This window comes from Streptomyces sp. NBC_01264 (genome assembly GCF_026340675.1).
Classification (GTDB): domain Bacteria; phylum Actinomycetota; class Actinomycetes; order Streptomycetales; family Streptomycetaceae; genus Streptomyces.
In genome coordinates, this window is the sequence record NZ_JAPEOX010000002.1 from 1,127,608 (window position 1) to 1,149,133 (window position 21,526).

The window sequence follows — 21,526 nt, forward strand, 5'->3', positions numbered from 1 at the left end:
GGTGCCGCCGGGGCGCCGAGGGCCGGGCGGGCGGTGGGCCCGATCACCCGATGGGCCCGCTCACCGGGTGGGACCACCGGCGGCTTCCCGCCGCACGGTCTCGGCGACGCCGGACAGTGCCGCGCCGAGCTGGCGGCGCTGGACAGCGGTCAGCGGGTCGAACACGAGTCGCCGCACCTGCGCGACATGCCCCGGCGCGCTGTCGGCGACCTTCTGCCGACCGGTGTCGGTCAGCGTGGCCAGGGTGTAGCGGCCGTCGCTCGGGTCGACCCGGCGAACGATCCACTCCCGCGCCTCGAAGCGGTCCATCATTTTGGACAGCCGCGGGAGAGTGCTGTTGCAGTCCCGGGCCAACTCACTGAGCCGCATGGTGACCTGATCCGCCATCGACAGCCGGGCGAGCGCTCCGTACTCGAAGTTCGAGATGCCCGCGTCCCGCTGCAACTGGCGGTCCAGGGCGGCGGGCAGCGCGATCACGACGGTGAGGAGGTCCTGCCAGAGGTCCTGCTGCTCGGCGTCGAGCCACGACGAGGGTGCGTTCATGCGATCCACCTTACTTGCCCAGGCAAGAGATGTCTCTTGCCTGGGCACGTCATCGTCGCCTACGTTATGAGTTGCCCAGGCAAGTCAATCTCGGCTTCGAGGAGTCATCTGTGATCAAGATCAGCATCTTCCTGACCCGGCGTGCGGACCTCACTCACGCGGAATTCGTGGACTACTGACAGAAGCACACCGCGCTGATCACGAGCCTGCCGGGCGGAGAGGTCCCGGTCCGGCGCTACGGCCAGCTCCTGCCCACCGACGACGAGATCCCCGGCATCAGCACAGCCGGCTACGACGGTGTCGCCGAGGTATGGGTCGACGGCATCGCCGACGCCGCCGGCTGGTTCACCTCCGAGACGTACACCACGACGGTCGCCGCGGACGAGGAGAACTTCCTGGACCGCTCCGAGACCCGCTTCTTCTTCGCCACCGAAAGCCCGATCTTCGGATGAGGCCGTCCCGGCCGGGGCCTACGACGACCACCTCGCCCCGGTCCTGCCCCGGGCCCGCGAACAGCGGCTCTGCGCCCCCGCCGACGGGGCGCTGCCGAGCCGGTTCGTCGCCCACCCGGCGGCCGATCACTACGTGCCCCTGCCGGCCGCGGTCGGCGCCGCGAGCGATCCCCGTGGCGCCACCAGCACGATCGACCGCGTGATCATGGGAAACTCCACCCGCTCGCTGCACATGAACTGATCATTGCTCCGCGTCGCGGACCAGGAGCGCGATCTGCCCCCGGTTTTCGACCGCCAGCTTCGCGAACAGGCCCGGTGGCTGCGGCGATCACTCGTGCCGTGGCCGCCGGGGACAGCACGGGGTCCCCCTCCGCGACCGTCCGCACCGCGTCGAGAATCCGCGCCGGCGGGGTGCGCGAGGCCACCGGAGCGCCCATCGCCGGCCACGCACCGACCACGGTGTACGTCGGCCACGGCGGCCACCTGACGGAGCCGTCCGTCGCAGCGCTCAAGACCCTGTGACACCACCACCCCACCCGCTCCGCCTGGGGAACTCCTCAGCCGGTGCAGGTGATGGAGAAGGGGACCGGGTTGGAGGTGGTGCGGGTGGGGCTCTGGAGTTCCACGGCCATTCCGGTGGTCAGGGTGCCGGCCTTCGCGTAGGTCGTCAGCCGCACGGTGTCGTGCCCGGTGGGGTCGGCCTTGTCCCCGATGGACATCGTGCGCCAGTGCGGGTCCACCACCGAGCCGTCGCCGGACACCCAGCGGTACGAGATCAGGGTGGGCTCGGAGGCGGTGAAGGTCGCGGTGAAGGCCGGGGCCAGGCTCTCGGGGGTCGGGCAGCTGCCGGTGTAGGTGGTGTTCGCGCCGGCCACCGACATCCGTACGCCGCCCGAACCGGCGCCGGGATCCTCGTCGTTGCCGCCGAAGGCGTAGACCAGCCCGCCGGCGATCAGTACGCAGGCGGCCACGCCTGCCGAGACGAAGGCAGCGGTACGGCGCCGCTTGCCGGGCGGGGCGGCGGGCGCCGCGGCTGTCGGGTGTGCGGGCGCGGCGGCCGCGACCGTTGCTGCTCCTGCCGTGGCTGTCGCTGTTGCTGCCGTGGCTGCCGTGGCTGTTGCTGCCGTAGCCGTGGCGGGTTCCGCCCCGGCCGGCAGGACGCGGGCGGCCGTCGTGGTGGCGTCCGGTTCGTGGGCGATGCCCCGCAGAGCCGCGGCGGCTTCGGCGGCGGAGGTCCGCTCGGCCGGTTCCTTGCGGAGCAGCCCCGCGATGACCGGGGCGAGCGGGCCGGCCCGGGTCGCCTCCGGCGGTTCCTCGTCCACGACGGCCCGCAGGGTGCTCAGTGCGGAGTCCTGCCGGAACGGCGAGATCCCCTCCACGGCTGCGTACAGCATCACGCCGAGGGACCACAGGTCCGACTCGGGCCCCGAGGGCCGCCCCAACGCCCGCTCCGGCGGCAGGTACTCCGGGGAGCCGACCACCTCGCCGGTCATGGTCAGCGCGGTACCGCCCTCGACCACCGCGATGCCGAAGTCGCTGAGCACCACCCGGCCGTCCTCGGCGAGCAGCACGTTCGCCGGCTTCACATCGCGGTGCTCCACCCCGGCGGCGTGCGCGGCGCGCAGCGCGCTCAGCACCTCCGCGCCGATGTGCGCGGCCCGGCGCGGTGTCAGCGGCCCCTCGGCGCGCAGCAGATCGGCCAGCGACTGCCCTCGGATCAGCTCCATGACGATCCAGGGCCGGTCGTCCTCCATGACAACGTCGTGGACCGTCACCACATTGCGGTCGGGTATCCGGGCCGCCGCCCACGCCTCCCGCTCCAGCCGGCTGTACATCCGCGCGATGTCGCCGGCCCGCAGGTGGGCCGGGGCCCTGACCTCCTTCACGGCGACCTCACGGTGCAGCGTCTCGTCGCGGGCCCGCCACACGGTGCCCATCCCGCCCTCGCCGAGCCGGGACAGCAGCCGGTAGCGGCCGGCGATCAACCGTTCGGCGCCCGGTACGGCCGGGGTGGCCGCGCCCGTGGTGGTGGCAGCGAGCGTGGCGTCCGTCACGGTCTCGGAATCCTCGTTGTGCATGGGGCGGTTCTCCTCTGATCGCCTACCGACGCCGACATCACGTACGGACCGGGACCTCCGGTTCAACGGAGTGGTCGAAAATTTTCGAGAATGGTTGAACCGAACACCTTCGCCTTGGCGTGTTGCTGGCGTACGAGGAGTCAGCAGGCGTCTTATTCAAGGAGTGTGTGGCGTGCCGTCGGTCATCGTGGGAAGCACGGGCCCCTTCACCGGGCAGAGCGTGGTCCTGGGCAGCGAGCCCCTCAGTTTCGGACGCAAGAGCGACAGCGGCATCGTGATCGTCAGCGCCAGCGCCTCCCGGCTGCACGCCGAGATCCTCGTGGAGGACGCCGGTTTCGTCCTCTACGACCGGGACAGCCGCAACGGCACATTCGTCAACGACCAGCGCGTCACGCGGCACGTACTGCGTCCGAACGACTGCATCCGGATCGGCGATGAAACGTTCCTCTACGAGGCCTCGGACGTGATGGAGACGGTCATGGACCTCTCCCTCCTGGACGTGCCCCGGCCGAGCGCCGCGGACCCCGGCACCCTACGGGTCACCGTCACCGGCGGCGGCCCGGTGGGCCTCGCCTTCGCCCTGGCGCTCGACGAGATGTTGCCCGGGCGGACCGCCGTCACCGTCTACGACGGGCGCTGGACCAGGAAGGGCTCTTCGGTCGTCTGGAAGGACGAGACCCAGGGGAACTTCCGCCGCCAGCAGGTGGTGACCGTCCAGAGCAGGCAGTACCTCGCCCTGTCCGAGGAGGTGCTCGCCGCCCTCTTCGACGAGGGCGGCGCCTACTCCGAGATGTGGCCCGTGGGACCCGACTCGGTCGACGGCCGCCCGCCCCGCAACATCCGGATCGCCCACATCGAGGACCGGCTGCTGGACCTGGCCAACCGGAGGCCGTCGATCCGACTGGTCCCCAAGCGTTTCGACGCCGCGGAGGAACAGAACCGGATCACCCAGGAACACGTCCTGGTCGTCGCCGAGGGCGGCCGCTCCCGCACCCGGGAGCACTACGCCGACCGCTTCGGCGCGGCCGACGCCTCGATCTACTCCCTCGACGGCGAGCACCTCCAGGACATCGTGCTGGGGCTGCGCGTCAAGTCGAAGCTGCCGGACCCGATGAGCGTGCTGCTCACCGTGTCGCAGAACCGGTTCCTGCTCAACTCGCTGCGCGGCGAGGGCTTCCTGAACATGCGGCTCACCCGCGAGGAGACCAAGAGCGTCATCGGCATCGACCCGGTCCGCCAGGTCTTCGAGGAGTGCATCGCCGCCCGCCCCTGCCTGATGAGCCGGCAGGAGGAGGACAACGAGTTCCGCTGCCCCACCCACGGCACCCTCTTCCTGCCCGCCCTGCTGCGCGGCTCCCCGCTGTGGAAGGAGATCCGGCAGGGACTCAGCCTGTTCGGGGTGGCCGAGGAGGACCTGTCCGCGATCACCTCGTTCCGCCTGGACATGGTGCAGCGCCCGCGGTTCACCGCCCAGCTGCACCGGCCCACCCCGACCGCTCCGGGCACCTACGGATTCCTCCTGGGCGATGCGGCCAACGCCATCCACTTCTGGCCGGGCCGTGGCCTCAACAGCGGCCTGGCCTCGGCCACTTCACTGGCCCGCTCGCTCAGCCGCGCCTGGCGGGGCAAGCCGCTGCGGGACGCCGACTTCATCCGGCACGAGGCGGCGATGTCCATGCTCCAGTACCGGCACAAGAGCCGGGCCTGGAACGCCATGGTGACCACCGACGAACAGGGCGTCACCCGCGCCATCAAGGACATCATCGCGCGCAGCGCGGAGGCGGGTCGGGGTGCGGTCGCCGCCCCCGGGGCCGCCGGTGCCGCCGGTGCCGGGGACGGGAGCGACCTGGACGCGCTGCTGGACCGGATGGCCGGGATCCGCGAACGGCTCGCGCCCCGGATGCCCGGCCTGCCCGGCGACGCGGAACTCCGCTCCCACCTCGCCTCGATCGCCCCGGCCACCCTCCGCACCCTGCGGGAGAGCGGGGCCTGGGACACCCTGATCGTCGGCGGCGAGGAGGCCGACATCGACCTCTTCTACCAGTCGGACTCCCCGGTCTTCGTCCCCCGCCCGGCCGACCCCCGCAACCCCGCCCCGGTCGGCTGACGTCCCGGGACCGGGGCGGGCGGGGAGCGTCAGGCGTACGGGTCGAAGGGGATTCCTGCCGGGCTCGTGTGGTCGAGAGCCCACTGGAAGTCCCCGTCGTCGATCTTGAAGGTGGCCGAGCCGAAGCCCGCGCTGCTGAGCTTGTCGCGGTAGCCGGCCGGGTAGCCCTCCCAGCCCACGAGCCGCGGGTAGAACCAGTTGCCCGTGACGTTCTCGGCCGGCTCGTCGCCGCTGCCGGCGAAGCGGAAGCAGCGACTCGAGGCGCCGTCCTTGTGGTACACGATCTTCGGGTGGGTGCCGTCGAAGCGGATCTCCGACCGTGGGAGCGTCTGGTAGGTGTTGTGCTGGGACACCGACACGTACCGGACCTCGTTGTTGTTGATCCACACGATGACGTGTTCCCAGTCGTGGGTGTGCCCGAGGGCCGCCGGGCCGAGCGTGATCTGGTCCTTCTCGAAGTAGCTGGCGTACATGACCGCGCACCAGCCGTTGTTGCACTTCTCGCGCGAGTAGGTGTTGGCGTTGTTGAGCTGGGCGGGGTCGTGGCATTTCCCGTTGACGTCGCCGCCGAGTTTCAGGCCGGGGTTGATGGTGCCGTCGGCGCCGATGGCGGCGGTGGCGTAGCAGCCGTCGCGGTCGTAGTCGTAGGCGGGAGAGAAGGTCTGCTCCAGGCCGCCCGCGTTCTGCGGCAGCAGGGTCAGGACGTTCGCGTGGGCGGACCCGGGGATCGCGACGATGAGCGCCATCGAGCCGAGCGTGCCGAGAAGGACGTGGGCGAAGGATCTCAACTTCCGCATCGTGACTCCTTGTTGACCGGTCGTCGACGGCCTAGGGGTAGCTGGTCAGATTGGCCACGTTGGTCGTGGAGTTGGACGGGCCGCCCGTGCCGTTGGCGACGTGCCGGATGGTGCCCACCCCACCGAGGGAGACGGTCACCATGCTGGTGAAGCGCACATCGGGGTTGTTCGGCGCCTCGATGGCCCGCTCGGCGGCCACGCCCGGGTTGACGTTGAAGTAGCAGTAGCTGCCGAGCCCGTAGGCCTGGTGGCTGGTGACCGAGTTCGCGACCTTGTACGCGGCGTAGCCCTGTGTGGAGCCGTTCATCCAGGCGGCCTGGTTCGGCGGGTCGTACGGCATCTCGTTCTGGTAGAAGTACGTCCGGCCGCCGTTGCCGTTCCAGACGGTCTGGTACTTCTGGTAGTGCTCGACGAACAGGCCGTACGCGGTGACGTTGTCGCCGTTGACGATCAGTCCGGTGTCCGCGGTGTTGGTGTTCCAGCCGACGCCGCTGCCGTGGTCGGCGCGCCAGATCCAGGTGTGGTCGGCGATGACGTTGTCGCTGTTGATCACCAGGCTGGTGGTCGCCTTGCCGACGGCGGCGCCGCCGACGCGGAAGTACACGTCGTGCAGGGACGTCGGGTTCGTGGCGTGCGCGGCGGAGGAGCCGGTCGGGCCGACCTCCATCAGAGTGGGCGAGTTGGTGGTGCCCGCGTCGAAGAGGACGCCGGCGACCTTGACGCCGTCGACGTCCGCCACCTTCATCGCGGTGACGCCGTTGTCCGGGACGAAGGTGGCGAGGCCCAGACCGAGGACGACGGTGTCGGCGCGGTTCACCTGGAGCGTCTGGTTGAGGCGGTGGACGCCCGGGGTGACCAGGAGGTTCTTGCCCGCCGCCAGGGCCCCGTTGATGTCCGCGGCGCTCGCGCCGGGCTTCACGACGTAGAAGGTGTCGAGGGACAGCGAGGTACCGGACGGAGATCCGTTCGCCCAGCTGGTGCCGGTGGAGTTGGCCCGCGGGGACGGCACGAAGACCTGGTAGGCGCCGTTGCCGTCGACGTACAGGGACGGCTTCTCACGGCTGACCGGGGTCTGCGCGACCGTGGTGTGGGGCGGGCTGGGAAAGCTGGTGGCCGGGACGCCCTGGCTGCCGACGAAGACCATGTTCCAGTTGGATCCGGTCCAGCTGCCGAGCTGGGAGTTGCGCGTCAGCCACTGCTGCTGACTACCGGAGTTGACCTGCCCGTCGATCTTGCTGTCGGCGAGCAGACCGCCGCTGGACCAGCCGTTGTCGTCGAGGGCCAGATTTCCGCGCAGGTGCATCCGACGGTACGAGGCGGCCTGCGAGACCGCCCAACGGTCGCTTCCACCAGCCGGGTTGACGGACAGGTTCTCGGCGCCGCGCCAGAAGTTCTGCGTCGCGTTGCCCTGGAACCAGTCGGCCTCGGCGTGCACCGCGCCGTTGATCGTGACAGCGTCCGGGGTCAGACCGAGACCGGCCACCTGGGTGTAGAAGCCGACGTTGACGTCGGCGTTGTAGGAGCCCGGCTTGAACAGGACGGCGTAGCGCTGGGATCCGAACTGGTTGGTCTCCTGCTGCTGGAAGATCGAGGTCAGCCTGCTCTGGATCGTCGAGGACGACATGGACGGATCGAAGACGACGACGTTCGGGCCGAGGTCCGGGTTCGTGCCGGACTGGGTCACGGGGACCACCTGGAAGCGCTGGGCGGCGCTGCCGTTGCAGGTGTACTGCACGAACTGCACGCTGTCCGCCGTCGAGGCGCCGGGGTCGTCCAGACACTTGCCGCTGCTGCGGTTGACGAAGTGGTAGGCGCCGCCGCCCTCGTCGACCGGCAGCCACTGCTGGTTGGCGCCGCCTCCGTAGGTCCACAGGTGGACGGGCGCGCTGTTGGCCGTGGACACGTCGGCGACGTCCACGACCTGGCCGGTGTTGTTTCCGTTGTTGATGCGGACGTAGCCGTCGCCGGTGGCGGTGAAGCTCCACCGCTGGGCCGTGGAGCTGTTGCACGCGTACTGCTGCACGACGGTGCCGTTGGCGGTGGCGGCGGACCTGGCGTCCAGGCATCTGCCGCTCGCGGCGTTCATGACGGTGGCGAAGCCGGCGGGCAGGGCGGCGGCCGCGCTCACCGCCGCACTCGCGGGAGCGGGTGCGGCGGTGATGACGGAAGCGACGGCCGCGGTGACCAGCGCGGCCGCAGCTAATCCGCGGCCGCGCCGGAGCGCGGTGGGAGAGAAGGTGAGCACGGATTCTCCTTGCCGAACGAGTCGGCGGATGGTGGGGGGTGTCCGGATCAGCCGGTGCACGTGGCGAGGACGCGCGTGCGGTCCCAGTGGGGCGGGTTCAGGCAGCTGCGGGGAGAGGTCTGGGCATGTGCGCTCAGAGGGCCCTTCGTGGGGGACGGGCAACCGAGGCAGCGGCACCTCGTGAACAGCGGATGCTCCACACGGTGCGCCTCTGAATCCGTGAACCTAAAGGTCTGGACCTCTTTCGTCAAGAAGTGAAGTAAGTGATGAAGAAAGCGGGTTGAAACAACCGCCAGGTTTCACGGTCGTACGGGCCACTCGGGCGGGAAGGCGGCGTAGCACTACGTCCCGTGCGGTGCTGAGCGCGCGCCCTTGCAGCCGTACCCCCGAGCGCAGGTACACCGCCACTCCCCCGGCGCCCGTCTCGAATCCGACCACGGGATCACCGATGACCAGACATCCGTCGTCGATCCGGGAGAGCAGGACTTCGTGGACATCGGCCCGGTGGATCCCGAGGGCGGGGCACCGACCACGCCCTCGATGAGCGTGCAGGGGACACCGCGGCGCTGGAGGGCGACGGCGGCGGTCAGGCCGCCGGCTCCGGCTCCGGCTCCGGCTCCGGCTCCGGCTCCGGCTCCGGCTCCGGCTCCGGCTCCGGCTCCGGCTCCGGCTCCGGCTCCGACGATCAGTACCTGCTCAGGCGATGTCGACAACGACCTTCCCCTTTGAACGGCCGCGCTCCACGTACGCATGGGCCGCGGCGATGTCGACCATCGGACAGGTCTGGTCGATGACGGCCCGCACCTTGCCCTCAGCGGCCAGGCGCGCCAGCAGTTCCAGTGCAGAGGTCGATGCCCGCCGGCCCCGCCGTGGTGGCGACGTACGCACCGAGCCCCTTGCACACCTGCAGGGTGACCACGCCCGTACCGCCCGATCCGCCCTGCAGGAACACGCGCTTGCCGATGGCCCTGACGACGACGTACTCGGAGTACGTCCCCTGGTGCGACGGCCGCTAGGCGCCGAAGACGGCCTGCCCGGCCTTCAGCCCGGAGACTGCCGGGCCGACGGCCACGACGTCACCGGAGATGTCATTGCCCAGGGTCAGGGGGAATCCGGTGAGGCCGCGCAGCTTCATCAGCTTCCGGCCGTACCCACCGCGCCTGCGGCAGTCGATCGGATTGACGGAGGTGGCCCGCTGCCGGACCAGGACTTCCCCCTTGCCCGGCAGGGGCACCGGCACGTCTCGAGCCACCTCGAAGACGCCCCTGGCCGGGCCGAACCGGGTGATCTGTGCACCGAGCCGCCCACCGGCTCCCGCACCCCGGCGCGGCCGGCCGCCGGTGGACAACGGCAAGGTCATCGACACGGCCCTGAAGCTCATCGACGAGGTGGGCGCCCAGGCCCCTCGCGCGGCGGAGGGGCGGTCGTGGCGCGAAGCCGTCACGGTGGGGGCCGAGGCGTTCTACGACACGTTGCGCAAGCACCCCAATGCCCTCCCCTTGCTGGTCGCGCGCGTTCCTGTCGGTCCGAACGGTCTGGTGAACCGGGAGCGCGTCATCGGACTGCTCCTCGGCCTCGGATTTCCGGTCGATCTGGCCGCGCGCGCGTTCACGGCGATCGGGCACTTCGTCGTCGGATTCGCCATCCAGCAGCACGGCCCGGGAGCCGCCCGCCCCGAGGACCAGCCGGAGCTGCTCGACGGCCTGGAGCGCGCCAGGCAGGCGTGCGGCGACCAGTAGCGCGGCGGCGAGCGGGGGTGTTGGAGCCGCGCAGGTCCTCGGGCCGCCGCCGCGAGATCGTCACATCAGAGGGCCTTGCCGAAGTACATGAGCTCCCACAGGGCGTCTTCGGTGTGGCTGTCCACCACCACCGTGCCCTGGTAGTGCTCGATGCGCAGTTCGCCCGCGAAGCGCAGGTAGGCGCCGTCGAATCCGGCGAGTTTGGCGAGAGCCTTCTTGGGCCCCTTGATCTCGTCGGCGAGGTGTGCGGCGGTCAGATCCGTGTGGCGGGTGAAGGTGACGACGTAGCGCTCGTCGCCGTCGGTGTAGGTATAGCGGGTGACGTTGCCGACCGGCTTGCCGGTGCCCTTGTCGGTGTAGCGGCCGAGTTCCTCGAAGGTCACCTTGGTGCCGTCGTCGCCGATGACCTGGCCGTCGCGGGCCAGCATGAACACCGGCGACTCGGCGTATCCGTACGCCTTCTCGGCCGTGATGTGGGAAGCGATCACCGAGTAGGGGCCGGCCGCGCCACGCGCCCAGTACCAGTGGTGCATGAGCTTGAACATCGGGGCGTTGCCCCAGTTGTGGTCGTGGTAGCCGACACCGGTCGTGGTGCTGCCGTGCCCGTTGACGCCGTAGGTCACCTCGACCCTTCCCTGAGGAACGGACGGCAGCCAGGCGAACTGGTGCTCACTGTGCTCGCCGAAGAGCCAGAACCCCGTTTCGGGCCTCCATGCCGGAACGTCACCGGTCAGAGTGAGGTCGACTTCGATGCCTTCGACCCGGACCCGGATGGTGTAGGTGTGCAGGTCGCCGGCGAAGAGATTGTCGCCGATGCGGACCTCGCAGGTCTCGGTGGAGGCGGAGAACGTCTTGGCGTCCTGTTCGACCAGCTTGTTGATATGAGTGCCGTCGGGGAGCGTCAGGTCCACGCGGATGAGCGGGGACAGCGGCCTGCCGAGGTCGGCGAAGTCCTTGGTGTGGAAGACGACGACCAGCTTGGCACCGTCGTCCGGGTGGGCGTCGAAGTACCACCACTCGTACGTGCCGGGTCCACCGTCGGTGCGCATCCCGTCCTCACCCGGCTTGACCGCGTGGGGCTCCAGGCCGAGCCGGGCGTAGTCGTCGGGGGTGTGTGCCAGGCGGGAGGGGACGGTTCGGGTGCGGGCACCTGCTGCAGGCCGCCCTGGACGCCTTCGCGGAGGCGGGCCACGAGGGGATGTCGGTCCGCGCCCTCAGCCGGCGCCTGGGCATCAGCCACGCCCTGCTCACCGCCCGGTTCGGCTCCAAGGAGGAGCTCTGGTTCGCCGCCATGGAGCACGCCTGCACCCAAGCGGAACGCGCCTGGCGGCAGGCCACCCAAGCCCCCGTCGGCGACGACCTGGAGGCGCTGCGCGAGGGCATGATCCGCCAGGTGCTGTTCGCCGCCGCCTACCCCCAGGTGCTGCGCATCATGAACCACGAAGGGGCCATCGACAGCCCGCGCATCCGCTTCGTCATCGACCGGATCGTCAACCCGCTCCGCCCCGGCGTCGAAGGCCTCCTCGACCGCCTCGTGGCAGCCGGGCGCATCCGCGCCGTACCGTACGCCACGCTGCACTACCTGATCACCAACGGCGCCGGAGCCCAGTTCGCCCACCCCGTCGAAGCCGCACTCCTCGGCGCCCGTACGAAGCCGACCCCGGCCCAGCTGCAAGCCCACGCCGAGACCGTCGCCGACCTCCTCCTCGCAGGCATCATCACCTCACCCGGCGACGCCGGGCAGACTCCGGCGTGATCGACGTACGTGCGAATCGGCCCCGCGCCGGCCACCGCCTTGCCGTGCGCGGGCGGTACTCGGCTACGACCTGGTCGGAAGCGTGCTCGTCAGCACGGTCTGGGTGGCGATCCGGTCGTTCAGGTGGGCTAGGAGGAGGTTGGGGTCCTTCGCCGTGACGTACGCGGCGCTCAGGACGTAGGCGGTGTCGCCGCGCAGGGCGATGGAGGTGGGGTTCTGCAGGCCGTCGGCGGCGGTCAGGACGGTGGAGTGGGTCCCGTCGGGCCGGACGAGGGCGACCTCGCCGGGGCCGTTGAGGGCGGCCAGGATCTGGTCGCCGTGGCCGGTGAAGGAGAAGTCGTCGATCCCGGTCAGGCCGGTGGCCCGGGTCTGGACCGGGCCGGCGCGACCGTCGCGCAGGACGGGTATGCGCAGCACCGTGACCCGGTCGAGGTTGGTGGCCCACACCGCTCCGCCCCGGATCTTCAGCCCGTTGGCACCGAGGAATCCGGTGGAGGCCAGTTCGGGGGCGGTGGACCAGGTGCGAGGAGTGCCGCCGGTGGTGGGCACGCTGGAGATGGTGCCGAGGACGGAGTCGGTGACGTAGAGGGTCCCGGTGCTCGGGTCCAGGGCCAGGCCGTTGGGCAGCCCGGCCGCCGGGAGCGCGGCGATGCGCCGCGGTGCGCCGCCGGGGCGCAGGCGCCACAGGCCGGTCAGGTCGGCGGTGCCGGTGGCGTACAGGAAGTAGAGGGTGCCGTCGTGCGCGCGGACGATGCCGGTGGTCAGCGCGAAGCCCAGGACCGGGGTGTGGTTGCCGCCGTCGGCCGGGGCGGGCAGGGTGGCCAGGATCCGGGTGGATCCCCCGGGAGTGACGCGGGCGACCTGGCGGGCGGCGGCGAAGGTGACGTACGCACTGCCATCGGGAGCCAACGCGATGTTCTCGGGCGTCTGTTGCCGGGCCAGGTCGAAGTGCGTGGCGATGTGCGCGCAGCTCAGCGGGGAGGAGACGGCCGACGCGACGCCGGGGGTGGCCGCGACGACCGCGGCCGCGGTCAGTACGACGGCTGCGGTCGTCGCGGCCGTCCTGGACAAGGTGCTCTTGTTCTTGTTCTTGAACATGGTTCCTTCACTGTTTTCGGGCATGCGGCAGCGGTACGCCGACGCACGGGGGTTGGGGTGGGGGGGTGCGGTGGTCTGTGCCGGGTCAGCTGGAGGAGGCCCGAACACCCGGGCGCGCCGGGCCGTGCTGCGAGGTGACCTGGTCGAGCAGGGCCAGCGTGGTCCGCGCGGGCGAATCGGCCTCGGTGGTGGCGACCACGATGTTCTGGCCCTGTTCCTGGCCCGGTCCCTGACTCAGGGTCTGCTGGGTGACGGTCAGCGGGCCGACCAGCGGATGCCGCATCCCGTAGGTCGCGACGGCGCAGGCCGTGACGCGGTGGTCGGCCCACATCGAGGCGAAATCCGCGCTCTTCGCGCTCAGTTCACCCACCAGGGCGTGGAGCGCGGTGTCATCCGGGTGTCGGCCCGCCACCAGACGCAGGTTCCCCACCACGGCCCTGGCCTTGGCCGGCCAGTCGGCGTACAGGTCACGGGTGTGCGCGTCGAGGAACACCAGCCGGGCCATGTTGGGCCGCTGTGCCGACCGGTCCGGGGCGCCCGGGTCCAGGTGTCCGGCGAACAGGGCATGGCCCAGCCGGTTCCATGCCAGGACGTCACCGCGGCGGCCGGTCACGAGCGCCGGGACCTGGGCCAGTACCTCCAGCAGCTGGCCGGTCGCCTCCGTCACCCGCTCCGGGGCGGGTCGGCGGCCTCGGCCCGAGCCTGGGCCCGTGGCCGACGACCGGGCCAGATTGTGTAGGTGCAGGCGCTCGGCCTCCTCCAACCGCAGGGCGCGGGCGATCGCGTCCAGCACCTGCGGTGAGGCGTTCAGAGACTGCCCCTGTTCCAGCCGGGTGTAGTAGGAGACGCTGACACCCGCCAGCGACGCCAGCTCCTCGCGTCGGAGACCCGGCACACGGCGCCGCTCCCCGAAGTCGGGTATCCCGAGATCCTCCGGCTGCAGCTGGGAGCGCCGCGTCTGCAGGAACTCCCCGAGCCGCACTTTTGCGTTCATGGATCCGAGTATGGGCCGGGCCCGATCGCACAGCCTGACCCTGCCGTGGATAGGCACCAGCGGGTCTGGCTCCCCGAAGGGACCGGTGGTGACCTGGGTGTCGCCCGACATGGCACCACCCCACCCGTCACCCGTCACCCGCTTTCGACCGGGGCGCCGGGCCCCGGGTCGGGTCCTGGTTCAGCGGCCGCAACCACAAGGACGGCAGGCAGTGGACCACCCGCTCCCAGGTCGTACGGGCCGACCCCGGCGCCGCCTTCACCTTCGTGGTCGGCGGCGCCGAGGACGGCAACGTGCAATGGAGCTGGACCTGCCGTCCCCGCGGACGCGGAACCGTCCTCGAGCAGTCCTGGCGACTCCTGCGCCTCGACCCCGTACTGGGCACCACCCGCGGCGACCTCGACGCCCTGCGCGCCTACATGACCGACAGCGTCGAAACCACCCTGCTCTCGCTCGCCCAGTGGATCGCCGAAACACCTGTCGGGTGAACGCCCCTGCGGATCCGTGCACCCCAGTAAAATCAGCGCAGTTCAGCGCACTCTTCCCCTGGGCTTCAGGCGAGTCGGCGGCAGTTCGGGAGCAGGAATCGGAGCTCCGTCGTAGCCCTTGACCTCGCCGTAGCGGGTGCCGTTCATCCAGTCCTCGCGGAAGCCTGCGATATCCTCTTGGGACCGTCCGATCCAGTTCCAGAACATCACGATCTCCTCGTCGAACGGCTCGCCGCCCAGCAGCATGAGGCCGGCGTCCGAGACCGCGCGCAGGGGGAGGTCGGTGCGGCCGCAGCCGAGGTAGAGCATCGCGCCCGGGAGGAGCGGTACGCCGTCGACATGGGCTTCTCCCGACATCGACAGGACCGCGTACTCGAAGTCCGGGTCCAGCGGGAGCCGGGTTTCCGTGCCCGCCGCCAGGGCCAGGTCCGCGCCGACGATCGGGGTGTACGCGGTTCCGGGCGAGGTCGCCGAGTCCAGGGTGCCCAGGATGACCGTCGCCGTCAGGCCCGGGGCGGTGACCTGCGGGAGGTCCGCGTGGTGCTGGAAGTGCGGGTCCACATCGCGGTGCGCGTCCGGGAGGGCCACCCACAGCTGCGCGCCGTGCAGGAACCGGGCGTGCGGGCGCGGGCTCTCCTCGGAGTGGCTGATGCCCCGGCCGGAGGTCATCAGGCCGAGCTCGCGCGGGCGGATCGTCGCCAGGCTGCCGACGCTGTCGCGGTGCAGCACCTCGCCCTCGTGGAGCCAGCTGACCGTCTGCAGGCCCGAGTGGGGGTGCGGGGCCACCGCCATGCCCGGTTCGTCGGCGATGTCGTCGGGACCGTAGTGGTCGACGAAGCACCAGGCGCCGACCATGCGGCGGCCCAGGTTCGGCAGGAGCCGGCGGACCTCGGTGGACTCGCCGAGTTTGAGGGTGCGCGGGCTCAGGAGCTCGCGCACGGGCTCGGCGACGACGAACCCGCGGCCGCCGCAGGTGGAGAGAGCGGGCTGGCGATCGAGATTGCTCATACCGCACAACTTAGTCCCGTCGGCACCGCCGGGGTCATGGGAATGTGCGTACGGATCGGCGTGTTGAGCAGCCGGACAGTGACATGCACAGGGCGGAGCAGGGCAGCACCTGTACGGCGGAAGGGATCCGATGGACGTCATCAGCGCGGTCGACGGGCAGCAGGCCTACCTGGAGCACGGCACCCCCGCCGAGCGCTGGGACCGCGGCCTGCTCTTCTTCGAGGCGAAGGAGTACGCGAACGCCGCCCGCGTTCTGCACGGCGTGGCCGCCGAGGCCCCCGAGCTGCTGGCTCCGCGGCTGCTGCTGGCCCGCGCCTACTACCACTCCGCCCAGCTCTCCAAGGCCGAGCGCGAGCTCCGCGCCGTCCTGGAGCGCTGGCCCGTGGAGGACTACGCGCAGCTGATGCTCGGGCGGACCCTGGAGCGCCAGGGCCGGTCCGCCGAGGCGGCTCCGTACCTGCGGATCGCCGCCGCGATGGCCGGGGACTTCCCGGAGTAGGGGCGGCGGAGCCCCGTACGGGACAGCGGTCCGGGCCGGTCCGCGGCGGGTCGCGGACCGCGCCCCGCGGGGTCGTGGGCCGCGCCGCCCACTCTCCCGGCCCCGCCCGTGCGGGACCGGGGCGGTCCCTCGGTTAGCCTGGGGGCAATATGAACCGTCTGACCACGCCCTTCGGCTCCTACGAGCTCGCCCGCTTCCCCGAGGACCCGCGCGACCGGCTCTTCGCATGGGACGCCGCCGACGAGTACCTGCTCCGCCACCTCGAATCCGGTACGGGCGAACGCGGCCCGGTGGATCTGGCCGGCGCCGGGCAGATCACCGTGATCGGGGACCGCTGGGGGGCACTGACGACGGCGCTGGCCGCGCACCACCCCGCCCAGATCACCGACTCCAGCCTGACCCGCTCCGCCACCATGGCGAACCTGGACCGCAACGGGATCGGCACCGCCAAGGGCACCGTGACCCTGCTGACCAGCCAGGACGCGCCGCCGGAGCGGATCGACGTGCTCCTGGTCCGGGTGCCCAAGAGCCTGGCGCTGCTGGAGGACCAGCTGTACCGGGTGGCCCCGCACGTGCACGCCGGCACCGTCGTCGTCGGCACCGGCATGGTGAAGGAGATCCACACCTCCACCCTGCGGCTCTTCGAGAAGATCCTCGGACCGACGAAGACCTCCCTGGCCGAGAAGAAGGCCCGCCTGATCTTCTGCACGCCGGGGAACCCGGGTGCGACCCGTCCGGCGACCCCCGGACCCTGGCCGCTGACGTACGTCGTGGACGAGGACGGCGGCTCGGGCGCCGGGCTGACCGTCGTCAACCACGCGGGCATCTTCTGCGCGGACCGCCTCGACGTCGGCACCCGCTTCTTCCTCCAGAGCATCCCGACCAATACGGACGGGGCCCGGGTCGTCGACCTGGGCTGCGGCAACGGGGTCGTCGGCACCGCGGTCGCGGTGGCCGACCCGCGTGCGGAGGTCGTCTTCACCGACGAGTCGTACCAGGCGATCGCCTCGGCCAAGGCGACGTTCCGTGCCAACGTCACGCACGAACGGGAGCGGGCGGACTTCCTCGTCGGCGACGGTGTGTCGATGCTCGACCCCGGTTCCGTGGACCTGGTGCTCTGCAACCCGCCCTTCCACTCCCACCAGGCGACGACCGACGCGACGGCGCTGCGGATGTTCGCGCAGTCGCGCAAGGTGCTGCGTCCGGGCGGCGAGCTGTGGGTGGTGGCCAACCGGCACATGGGGTACCACACCCACCTGCGACGCCTCTTCGGCAACAGCGAGGTCGCCGCGAGCGAGCCGAAGTTCGTGGTCCTGCGGGCGGTCAAGCGGCGCGAGCAGCCCCGCGGCGCCTAATGGGACGTATCGGGTCGTAGAGACTTGATGTTGTAGCCGCCAGCAGGTGAGCACTTCCGATGCCGGAGCCGTTCGAGTTCTGTGGTCAGACCGTGCCCCTGCTGGTCGGCCGGGAGGCCATGACCGCTGATGGGATGGCGTGCCCGCCCACGGGCGTGAGCACTGGATCCATTAGGCCGCGTGCCGTGCCTTCCGCAGGCTGCTGTGCAACTGAACGAACGGATACGAGCGGGAGAGAACTGTTGCTGCTGATCGGTGACGACTGGGCCGAAGACCATCACGATGTCGAGGTCCAGGACGGGACGGGCCGCAAGCTGGCCGTCGCGACCCTGCCCGAGGGGGTGGAGGGCATCGCGAAACTGCACGCGCTCATCGCGAAGTACGGTGGCGCGGATGTGGACTCCGCCGAGGTGGTGGTGGGGATCGAGACCGATCGCGGCCCGTGGGTGCAGGCCCTGATCGCCTCCGGCTACCAGGTGTTCGCGATCAACCCGAGGCAGGTCAACCGGTTCAAGGAACGCTACGGAACCTCCGGCGCCAAGAGCGATAAAGGCGATGCGCACGCGCTGGCAGACATGGTCCGTATCGACCGTGACCAGTTGCGGCCCGTCGCTGGAGACAGCGAGCAGGCCCAGGCCGTGAAGGTCGTCGCCCGTGCCCACCAGACACTGATCTGGGAACGCACCCGCACCTTCCAGCGGCTGCGCAATACGCTGCGCGAGTACTTCCCCGCGGCCCTGGACGCCTACGCCGACTTGGCGCTGACCAGCACGGACGCACTGGAGCTGCTGATCAAGGCGCCCACGCCCGCCACCGCGGCGAAGCTGACGCGCCCCCAGATCACCGCGGTCCTGACCCGCCACCGCCGGCACAACCGGCCCCAGAAAGCCGCCACGATCCAGACCGCGCTGCGAGAAGAACACCTCGGTCTGCCCGAACCGGTGACCGCCGCCTACGCGGCCGCCGCGACAGCCCACGCGCGCCTGCTGATCAGTCTGAACGAGCAGATAGCCGAGCTCGAAAGGCAGGTGAAGGCACATTTTCTTGAGCACCCGGACGCTGAGATCTACCTCTCGATGCCCGGCATCGCGGAGATCACCGGCGCCCGGGTGCTCGCCGAGTTCGGGGACGACCCCACCCGCTACGACAACGCGAAGGCCCGCAAGAACTACGCCGGGACCAGCCCTATCACCCGGGCCTCCGGCAAGAGCCACACCGTCCAGGCCCGCTACGTCCGCAACAACCGCCTCGCCTCGGCCCTGCAACTCCAGGCGTTCTCCGCGCTGAACACCTCACCCGGCGCCCGCCGCTACTACGACAAGCAGCGCGCCCGCGACGCCGGCTACAACCCTGCCCTCCGCCAGGTCGGAAACCGCCTCGTCGGCATCCTCCACGGATGCCTCAAAACCCGCACCCACTACGACGAAGCAACCGCCTGGTCACACCACGCCCAGCTCTATCCCTCTTGACATGAAACGGCATGGGATGTCTGACCCGCGCGTACGGCCCGCCGGTCCCGGAACGAATCCGGGACCGGCGGGCCCTCGTACGTCCGGGCCTCAGCGGTGGGCGGGGAACTCCACCACCTGCTGATAGGTGGGCCGGTTCTGCCAGTTGATCCCCGGGTGGGCCAGGCCGCCCACCGGGCGCTGCACGATCGAGTCCGCGCACCACTGGTTGCCCGCGGCGCAGGTCCCGTCCGCCGGGTACACGGCGGCGGGGGTGGCGGCCGCCGCCTGCTTGAGCGTCGCCGTCATCGCGTCCCGGCACGCGGGGAGCGAGCCGCTCCCGCAGTAGGCCCGGGCCAGGGGTCCGGACACCGGGCGGCCCAGCAGCGTACGCAGGTCCTTGTCCACGTAGCTCCACCAGCCGTACTGGAAGGCCGAGCCGGCGTGCGAACCGGTGGGCCCGTGGCCCGCGTTGGGCGCCTCGTCGATGGTGAGCGAGGCGCGCAGGGCATCGTAGAGCGGCGCTCCGAGGCCGGGCTTGAACTCGGCCTCGACGAGCAGCGGCCACCAGGCGTCCATGATGCGGATCGCGTCCGCGTGGGCGTACGTCTTCGAACCCCGCGCCGTCTCCTTGCGTTCGCCGCCCGCGGCCTGCCACGCGGCGAGCTTGTCGATGGCCGCCGCGACGGCGGGATCGGTGACGGGCGCGCCGCGCAGTACGGCCAGCAGCTCGGGCAGCAGGTTCTCGGCCCGTAGGTCGGTGACGGCCGCGTCGGCCATGGCCCGGGTGAGCTTGGCCCGGGTCACGCCGCCCGCCGCGACGAGCGGTTTGACGCGCTGGTCGAGGAGGTCGCCGCGGTGGACGGAGCCCATCCCGAAGCCGGCCGCCGCGAATCCCTTGGCCTGCTTGTTGTTCCAACTGACGTAGTAGTCCTGGCCGATGGACTGCGGGTGCTCGGCGGGCGGGGTGTAGTCCGCCGTGTTCGCGGCCGGGTCGAAGCCCTGCCATTCGTAACTCTGCTTGCCCTGGACGGGCAGCGCCGCGTCGACTCCGGGCGCACGCACCGGGTTCGACCCGCTGTTGTAGTACGCGGCTTCGCGCGAGTCGGCGTAGAACCAGTTGAAGGCGTACCCGATGTGCTGGGCCGCCTCCTGGAAGGTACGGGCGTCCTTCACGTAGGAGGGGTCGTTGAACATCTGGAAGCCGATGATCGAGTCGGCCTCGTGGCGGTACGTGGAGCGCAGCGCGGTATAGGCCACGGGCTTGCCCGCGATCGACGCGCGGTGCGTGACGATGCCGTAGTGCGTGCGCCACACCCGCATCCGGTAGGAGCCGCCCGGCGTGGGGTCGGCGACCGAGGACTTCCAGGTGTTGGTGTGTTCCAGCTTCTCCATGGGCGTACAGGCGCCGCGGTAGAGGTAGGAGGTGCTCGCCTTGGTGGGGGCGCCCCCGCCGGGCTCGCACAGTTCGACGGCGAAGGTGTCGGTGATGTCCTGGCCGGCCGAGGTGGCGCTCCAGGCGTAGTCCTGGCCGCGGCCGAGCTGTACGTACATGCTGACGCCCGCGAAGGAGGCGCCGCGCGCGCTGATGCCCGGACCCTGAAGCTCCTGGAGCATGAGGAGTTGGGGCGCGAGGTAGCCGGTCTGCGGGCCGAAGACGGCGACCGGGTGGCCGCTCGCGGTCTTCGCGCCGGAGACGAGCAGGGCGTTGGACATGCTCTGCTTCACCGGCCTGGGCGGGGTGGCCGCGGCGGCGGTCGTGGCCGCGCCCGTACGGTCGTACACGAGCTGCTCGGCGGTGACCGAGCCGGCGTCGGGCAGGGCCGCGCCCTGGGGGGAGGCGGGCTTCTGCGCGTAGGGGAAGCTCGTCCCGTCGTGGACGGTGAGCACGGCTTCCGGGTCCTCGCGCTGGCGGAAGGACTCCCAGACGCGGGTGCCCTCCTCCACGCCGTACTTCTGCTGCGCGGACAACAGGGCGAGCGCGGCCTGCACTTCGCCGCCCCCGCCGCCGCCGAAGAGGCCGCCCACGACGGAGGCGAGGGCGATCAGGTCGGTGAGTTTGAAGGGCTGGATCTCACCGGCGTTGGTGATCGAGTTGATGTGCCCGGTGAGCACGTACTCGCCGGGGAAGTAGCGGCCATTCTTGGACTGCACGCGGTAGGTGTTGATGCCGTCGATGTACGCCTGCGCGTCCTCCATCGCGAGCCGCCCGCGCTCGCCCTCCGTGGTCCGGATCCGGTCCACCTGGGCCTGGAGGTCCGCCTCGGTGTACGGGGCCTGCGGCCAGAACTGCTGCTCCAGGCCTTGGTTGGCGAGGGCGCCGCCCGCGAAGGGGGTCAGATCGCCCCGGCCGACGTGCCGGAAGAGGTCCATCTGCCACAGCCGGTCCTGGGCGGCCGCGTAGCCGGCGCCGAAGGAAGTCCCGTAGCGGGTGGTGCCCTTGATGTGCGGGACGCCGCTCTTCTTGTCCCGGGTGATGGTGACGTCGGAGCGCGGGCTCGTCGTGGACTCGACCTGGTCGGCCGGGACGCCGAAGGAGGCGTCGTTGAAGAAATCGTTGAGCTTGGCGTCGGTGAGGCCCGGGTAGCCGGCCACCAGCGAGTCGTAGCGCGCCAGTTGATCGGAGGTGTGGGCGGGCAGCGTGCCGAAGGCCTTGTGGGCAAGGATCTGGGCGAGGGTGGCGTTGCCGCTCTGGCCGGGCGGCAGGATGTCCGCGCACTGCTGTCCGCAGTAATCGGCGGAGTCGGCGAAATTGGCGTAGTCGGCAGAGTCGGCGATCGGGCGCGGCACCGGGGCATCGGCCCCCGACGCGGCCGCGGCCGGAGTCAGCAGGGCCGCTCCGAGGGCGATCAGTGCGGTGGCGACGGCAGTTCTCGTGCGGGCTCTCGTGTGCGTGGTGGGGCGTCGCATACGTGCTCC

18 protein-coding genes and 2 pseudogenes are annotated in these 21,526 nt (G+C 70.8%); 8 read left to right on the forward strand and 12 right to left on the reverse strand.

Features of this window, described 5'->3' with window-relative positions:
- Nucleotides 1-60: 60 nt before the first annotated feature.
- Nucleotides 61-543 carry a MarR family winged helix-turn-helix transcriptional regulator gene (locus tag OG435_RS38045; protein WP_266884217.1) on the reverse strand — a complete coding sequence of 161 codons (483 nt, stop codon included), beginning with the start codon at nucleotides 541-543 and terminating at the stop codon, nucleotides 61-63.
- Between the two features lie 206 nt (nucleotides 544-749).
- Between OG435_RS38045 and OG435_RS50460 the strand changes: the two genes are divergently transcribed.
- A complete protein-coding gene (locus OG435_RS50460) occupies nucleotides 750-995 on the forward strand; it encodes an EthD domain-containing protein (RefSeq protein WP_353962806.1) in 246 nt (81 codons plus the stop codon).
- A gap of 308 nt (nucleotides 996-1,303) precedes the next feature.
- On the opposite strand, the pseudogene OG435_RS50825 reads toward OG435_RS50460, so the two are convergent.
- A pseudogene (locus OG435_RS50825) lies at nucleotides 1,304-1,420 on the reverse strand (DNA-binding response regulator); the annotation flags it as partial.
- 132 nt (nucleotides 1,421-1,552) lie between these two features.
- Nucleotides 1,553-3,073, reverse strand: coding sequence for a serine/threonine-protein kinase (locus tag OG435_RS38060; RefSeq protein ID WP_266884221.1), 1,521 nt, complete (start codon nucleotides 3,071-3,073; stop codon nucleotides 1,553-1,555).
- 172 nt (nucleotides 3,074-3,245) lie between these two features.
- On the opposite strand from OG435_RS38060, the gene OG435_RS38065 reads away from it, so the two are divergent.
- Nucleotides 3,246-5,180, forward strand: a complete 1,935-nt coding sequence (locus OG435_RS38065) for an FHA domain-containing protein (protein WP_266884223.1) — start codon at nucleotides 3,246-3,248, stop codon at nucleotides 5,178-5,180.
- 29 nt (nucleotides 5,181-5,209) lie between these two features.
- Here the strand turns inward: OG435_RS38065 and OG435_RS38070 are convergent, their stop codons facing one another.
- The 4 genes from OG435_RS38070 to OG435_RS38085 form a co-directional block, all read right to left on the reverse strand.
- Entirely contained in the window at nucleotides 5,210-5,977 is a 768-nt protein-coding gene (locus OG435_RS38070; RefSeq protein ID WP_266884225.1) for an NPP1 family protein, read from the reverse strand.
- Between the two features lie 31 nt (nucleotides 5,978-6,008).
- Nucleotides 6,009-8,222 carry an RICIN domain-containing protein gene (locus tag OG435_RS38075; RefSeq protein WP_430625815.1) on the reverse strand — a complete coding sequence of 738 codons (2,214 nt, stop codon included), beginning with the start codon at nucleotides 8,220-8,222 and terminating at the stop codon, nucleotides 6,009-6,011.
- A 696-nt stretch (nucleotides 8,223-8,918) separates the two neighbouring features.
- A complete protein-coding gene (locus OG435_RS38080) occupies nucleotides 8,919-9,110 on the reverse strand; it encodes a zinc-binding dehydrogenase (protein WP_266884227.1) in 192 nt (63 codons plus the stop codon).
- Nucleotides 9,111-9,234: 124 nt separating this feature from the next.
- On the reverse strand, nucleotides 9,235-9,582 hold the full coding sequence (locus OG435_RS38085) for an alcohol dehydrogenase catalytic domain-containing protein (protein ID WP_266884229.1): 348 nt from the start codon (nucleotides 9,580-9,582) through the stop codon (nucleotides 9,235-9,237).
- On the opposite strand from OG435_RS38085, the gene OG435_RS38090 reads away from it, so the two are divergent.
- Nucleotides 9,563-9,961 (forward strand): TetR/AcrR family transcriptional regulator C-terminal domain-containing protein, encoded by a 399-nt coding sequence (locus OG435_RS38090; protein ID WP_266884231.1) that lies wholly within the window; start codon nucleotides 9,563-9,565, stop codon nucleotides 9,959-9,961. The genes OG435_RS38085 and OG435_RS38090 overlap by 20 nt on opposite strands.
- A gap of 65 nt (nucleotides 9,962-10,026) precedes the next feature.
- On the opposite strand, the gene OG435_RS38095 is transcribed toward OG435_RS38090, so the two are convergent.
- The gene (locus OG435_RS38095) at nucleotides 10,027-11,010 is read right to left on the reverse strand and encodes a hydroxyneurosporene dehydrogenase (RefSeq protein ID WP_266884235.1); all 984 of its coding nucleotides are present in this window, start codon (nucleotides 11,008-11,010) and stop codon (nucleotides 10,027-10,029) included.
- Nucleotides 11,011-11,075: 65 nt separating this feature from the next.
- On the opposite strand from OG435_RS38095, the gene OG435_RS38100 reads away from it, so the two are divergent.
- Nucleotides 11,076-11,717: a TetR/AcrR family transcriptional regulator gene (locus tag OG435_RS38100; protein ID WP_266884237.1), complete on the forward strand. Its 642-nt coding sequence runs from the start codon at nucleotides 11,076-11,078 to the stop codon at nucleotides 11,715-11,717.
- A gap of 63 nt (nucleotides 11,718-11,780) precedes the next feature.
- Here the strand turns inward: OG435_RS38100 and OG435_RS38105 are convergent, their stop codons facing one another.
- Together OG435_RS38105 and OG435_RS38110 are read right to left on the reverse strand one after the other, a co-directional pair.
- Complete coding sequence (locus OG435_RS38105; protein ID WP_266884239.1) at nucleotides 11,781-12,815, reverse strand: hypothetical protein; 1,035 nt, start codon at nucleotides 12,813-12,815, stop codon at nucleotides 11,781-11,783.
- 85 nt (nucleotides 12,816-12,900) lie between these two features.
- Nucleotides 12,901-13,809 (reverse strand): helix-turn-helix domain-containing protein, encoded by a 909-nt coding sequence (locus OG435_RS38110; RefSeq protein ID WP_266884241.1) that lies wholly within the window; start codon nucleotides 13,807-13,809, stop codon nucleotides 12,901-12,903.
- A gap of 116 nt (nucleotides 13,810-13,925) precedes the next feature.
- On the opposite strand from OG435_RS38110, the pseudogene OG435_RS38115 reads away from it, so the two are divergent.
- Nucleotides 13,926-14,297, forward strand: a pseudogene (locus tag OG435_RS38115) (SRPBCC family protein); the annotation flags it as partial.
- A 42-nt stretch (nucleotides 14,298-14,339) separates the two neighbouring features.
- Here OG435_RS38115 and OG435_RS38120 read toward each other — a convergent pair.
- Nucleotides 14,340-15,305, reverse strand: coding sequence for a pirin family protein (locus OG435_RS38120; protein ID WP_266884243.1), 966 nt, complete (start codon nucleotides 15,303-15,305; stop codon nucleotides 14,340-14,342).
- A 130-nt stretch (nucleotides 15,306-15,435) separates the two neighbouring features.
- On the opposite strand from OG435_RS38120, the gene OG435_RS38125 reads away from it, so the two are divergent.
- The 3 genes from OG435_RS38125 to OG435_RS38135 all read left to right on the forward strand — a co-directional run bounded on the left by OG435_RS38125 (nucleotide 15,436) and on the right by OG435_RS38135 (nucleotide 18,628).
- Nucleotides 15,436-15,804 carry a tetratricopeptide repeat protein gene (locus OG435_RS38125; protein ID WP_266884245.1) on the forward strand — a complete coding sequence of 123 codons (369 nt, stop codon included), beginning with the start codon at nucleotides 15,436-15,438 and terminating at the stop codon, nucleotides 15,802-15,804.
- A 149-nt stretch (nucleotides 15,805-15,953) separates the two neighbouring features.
- Nucleotides 15,954-17,159, forward strand: coding sequence for a methyltransferase (locus OG435_RS38130; RefSeq protein WP_266884247.1), 1,206 nt, complete (start codon nucleotides 15,954-15,956; stop codon nucleotides 17,157-17,159).
- A 242-nt stretch (nucleotides 17,160-17,401) separates the two neighbouring features.
- Nucleotides 17,402-18,628 carry an IS110 family transposase gene (locus OG435_RS38135; protein WP_266875563.1) on the forward strand — a complete coding sequence of 409 codons (1,227 nt, stop codon included), beginning with the start codon at nucleotides 17,402-17,404 and terminating at the stop codon, nucleotides 18,626-18,628.
- Nucleotides 18,629-18,718: 90 nt separating this feature from the next.
- On the opposite strand, the gene OG435_RS38140 is transcribed toward OG435_RS38135, so the two are convergent.
- Nucleotides 18,719-21,517: a penicillin acylase family protein gene (locus OG435_RS38140; protein WP_266884249.1), complete on the reverse strand. Its 2,799-nt coding sequence runs from the start codon at nucleotides 21,515-21,517 to the stop codon at nucleotides 18,719-18,721.
- Between the last annotated feature and the right edge of the window lie 9 nt (nucleotides 21,518-21,526).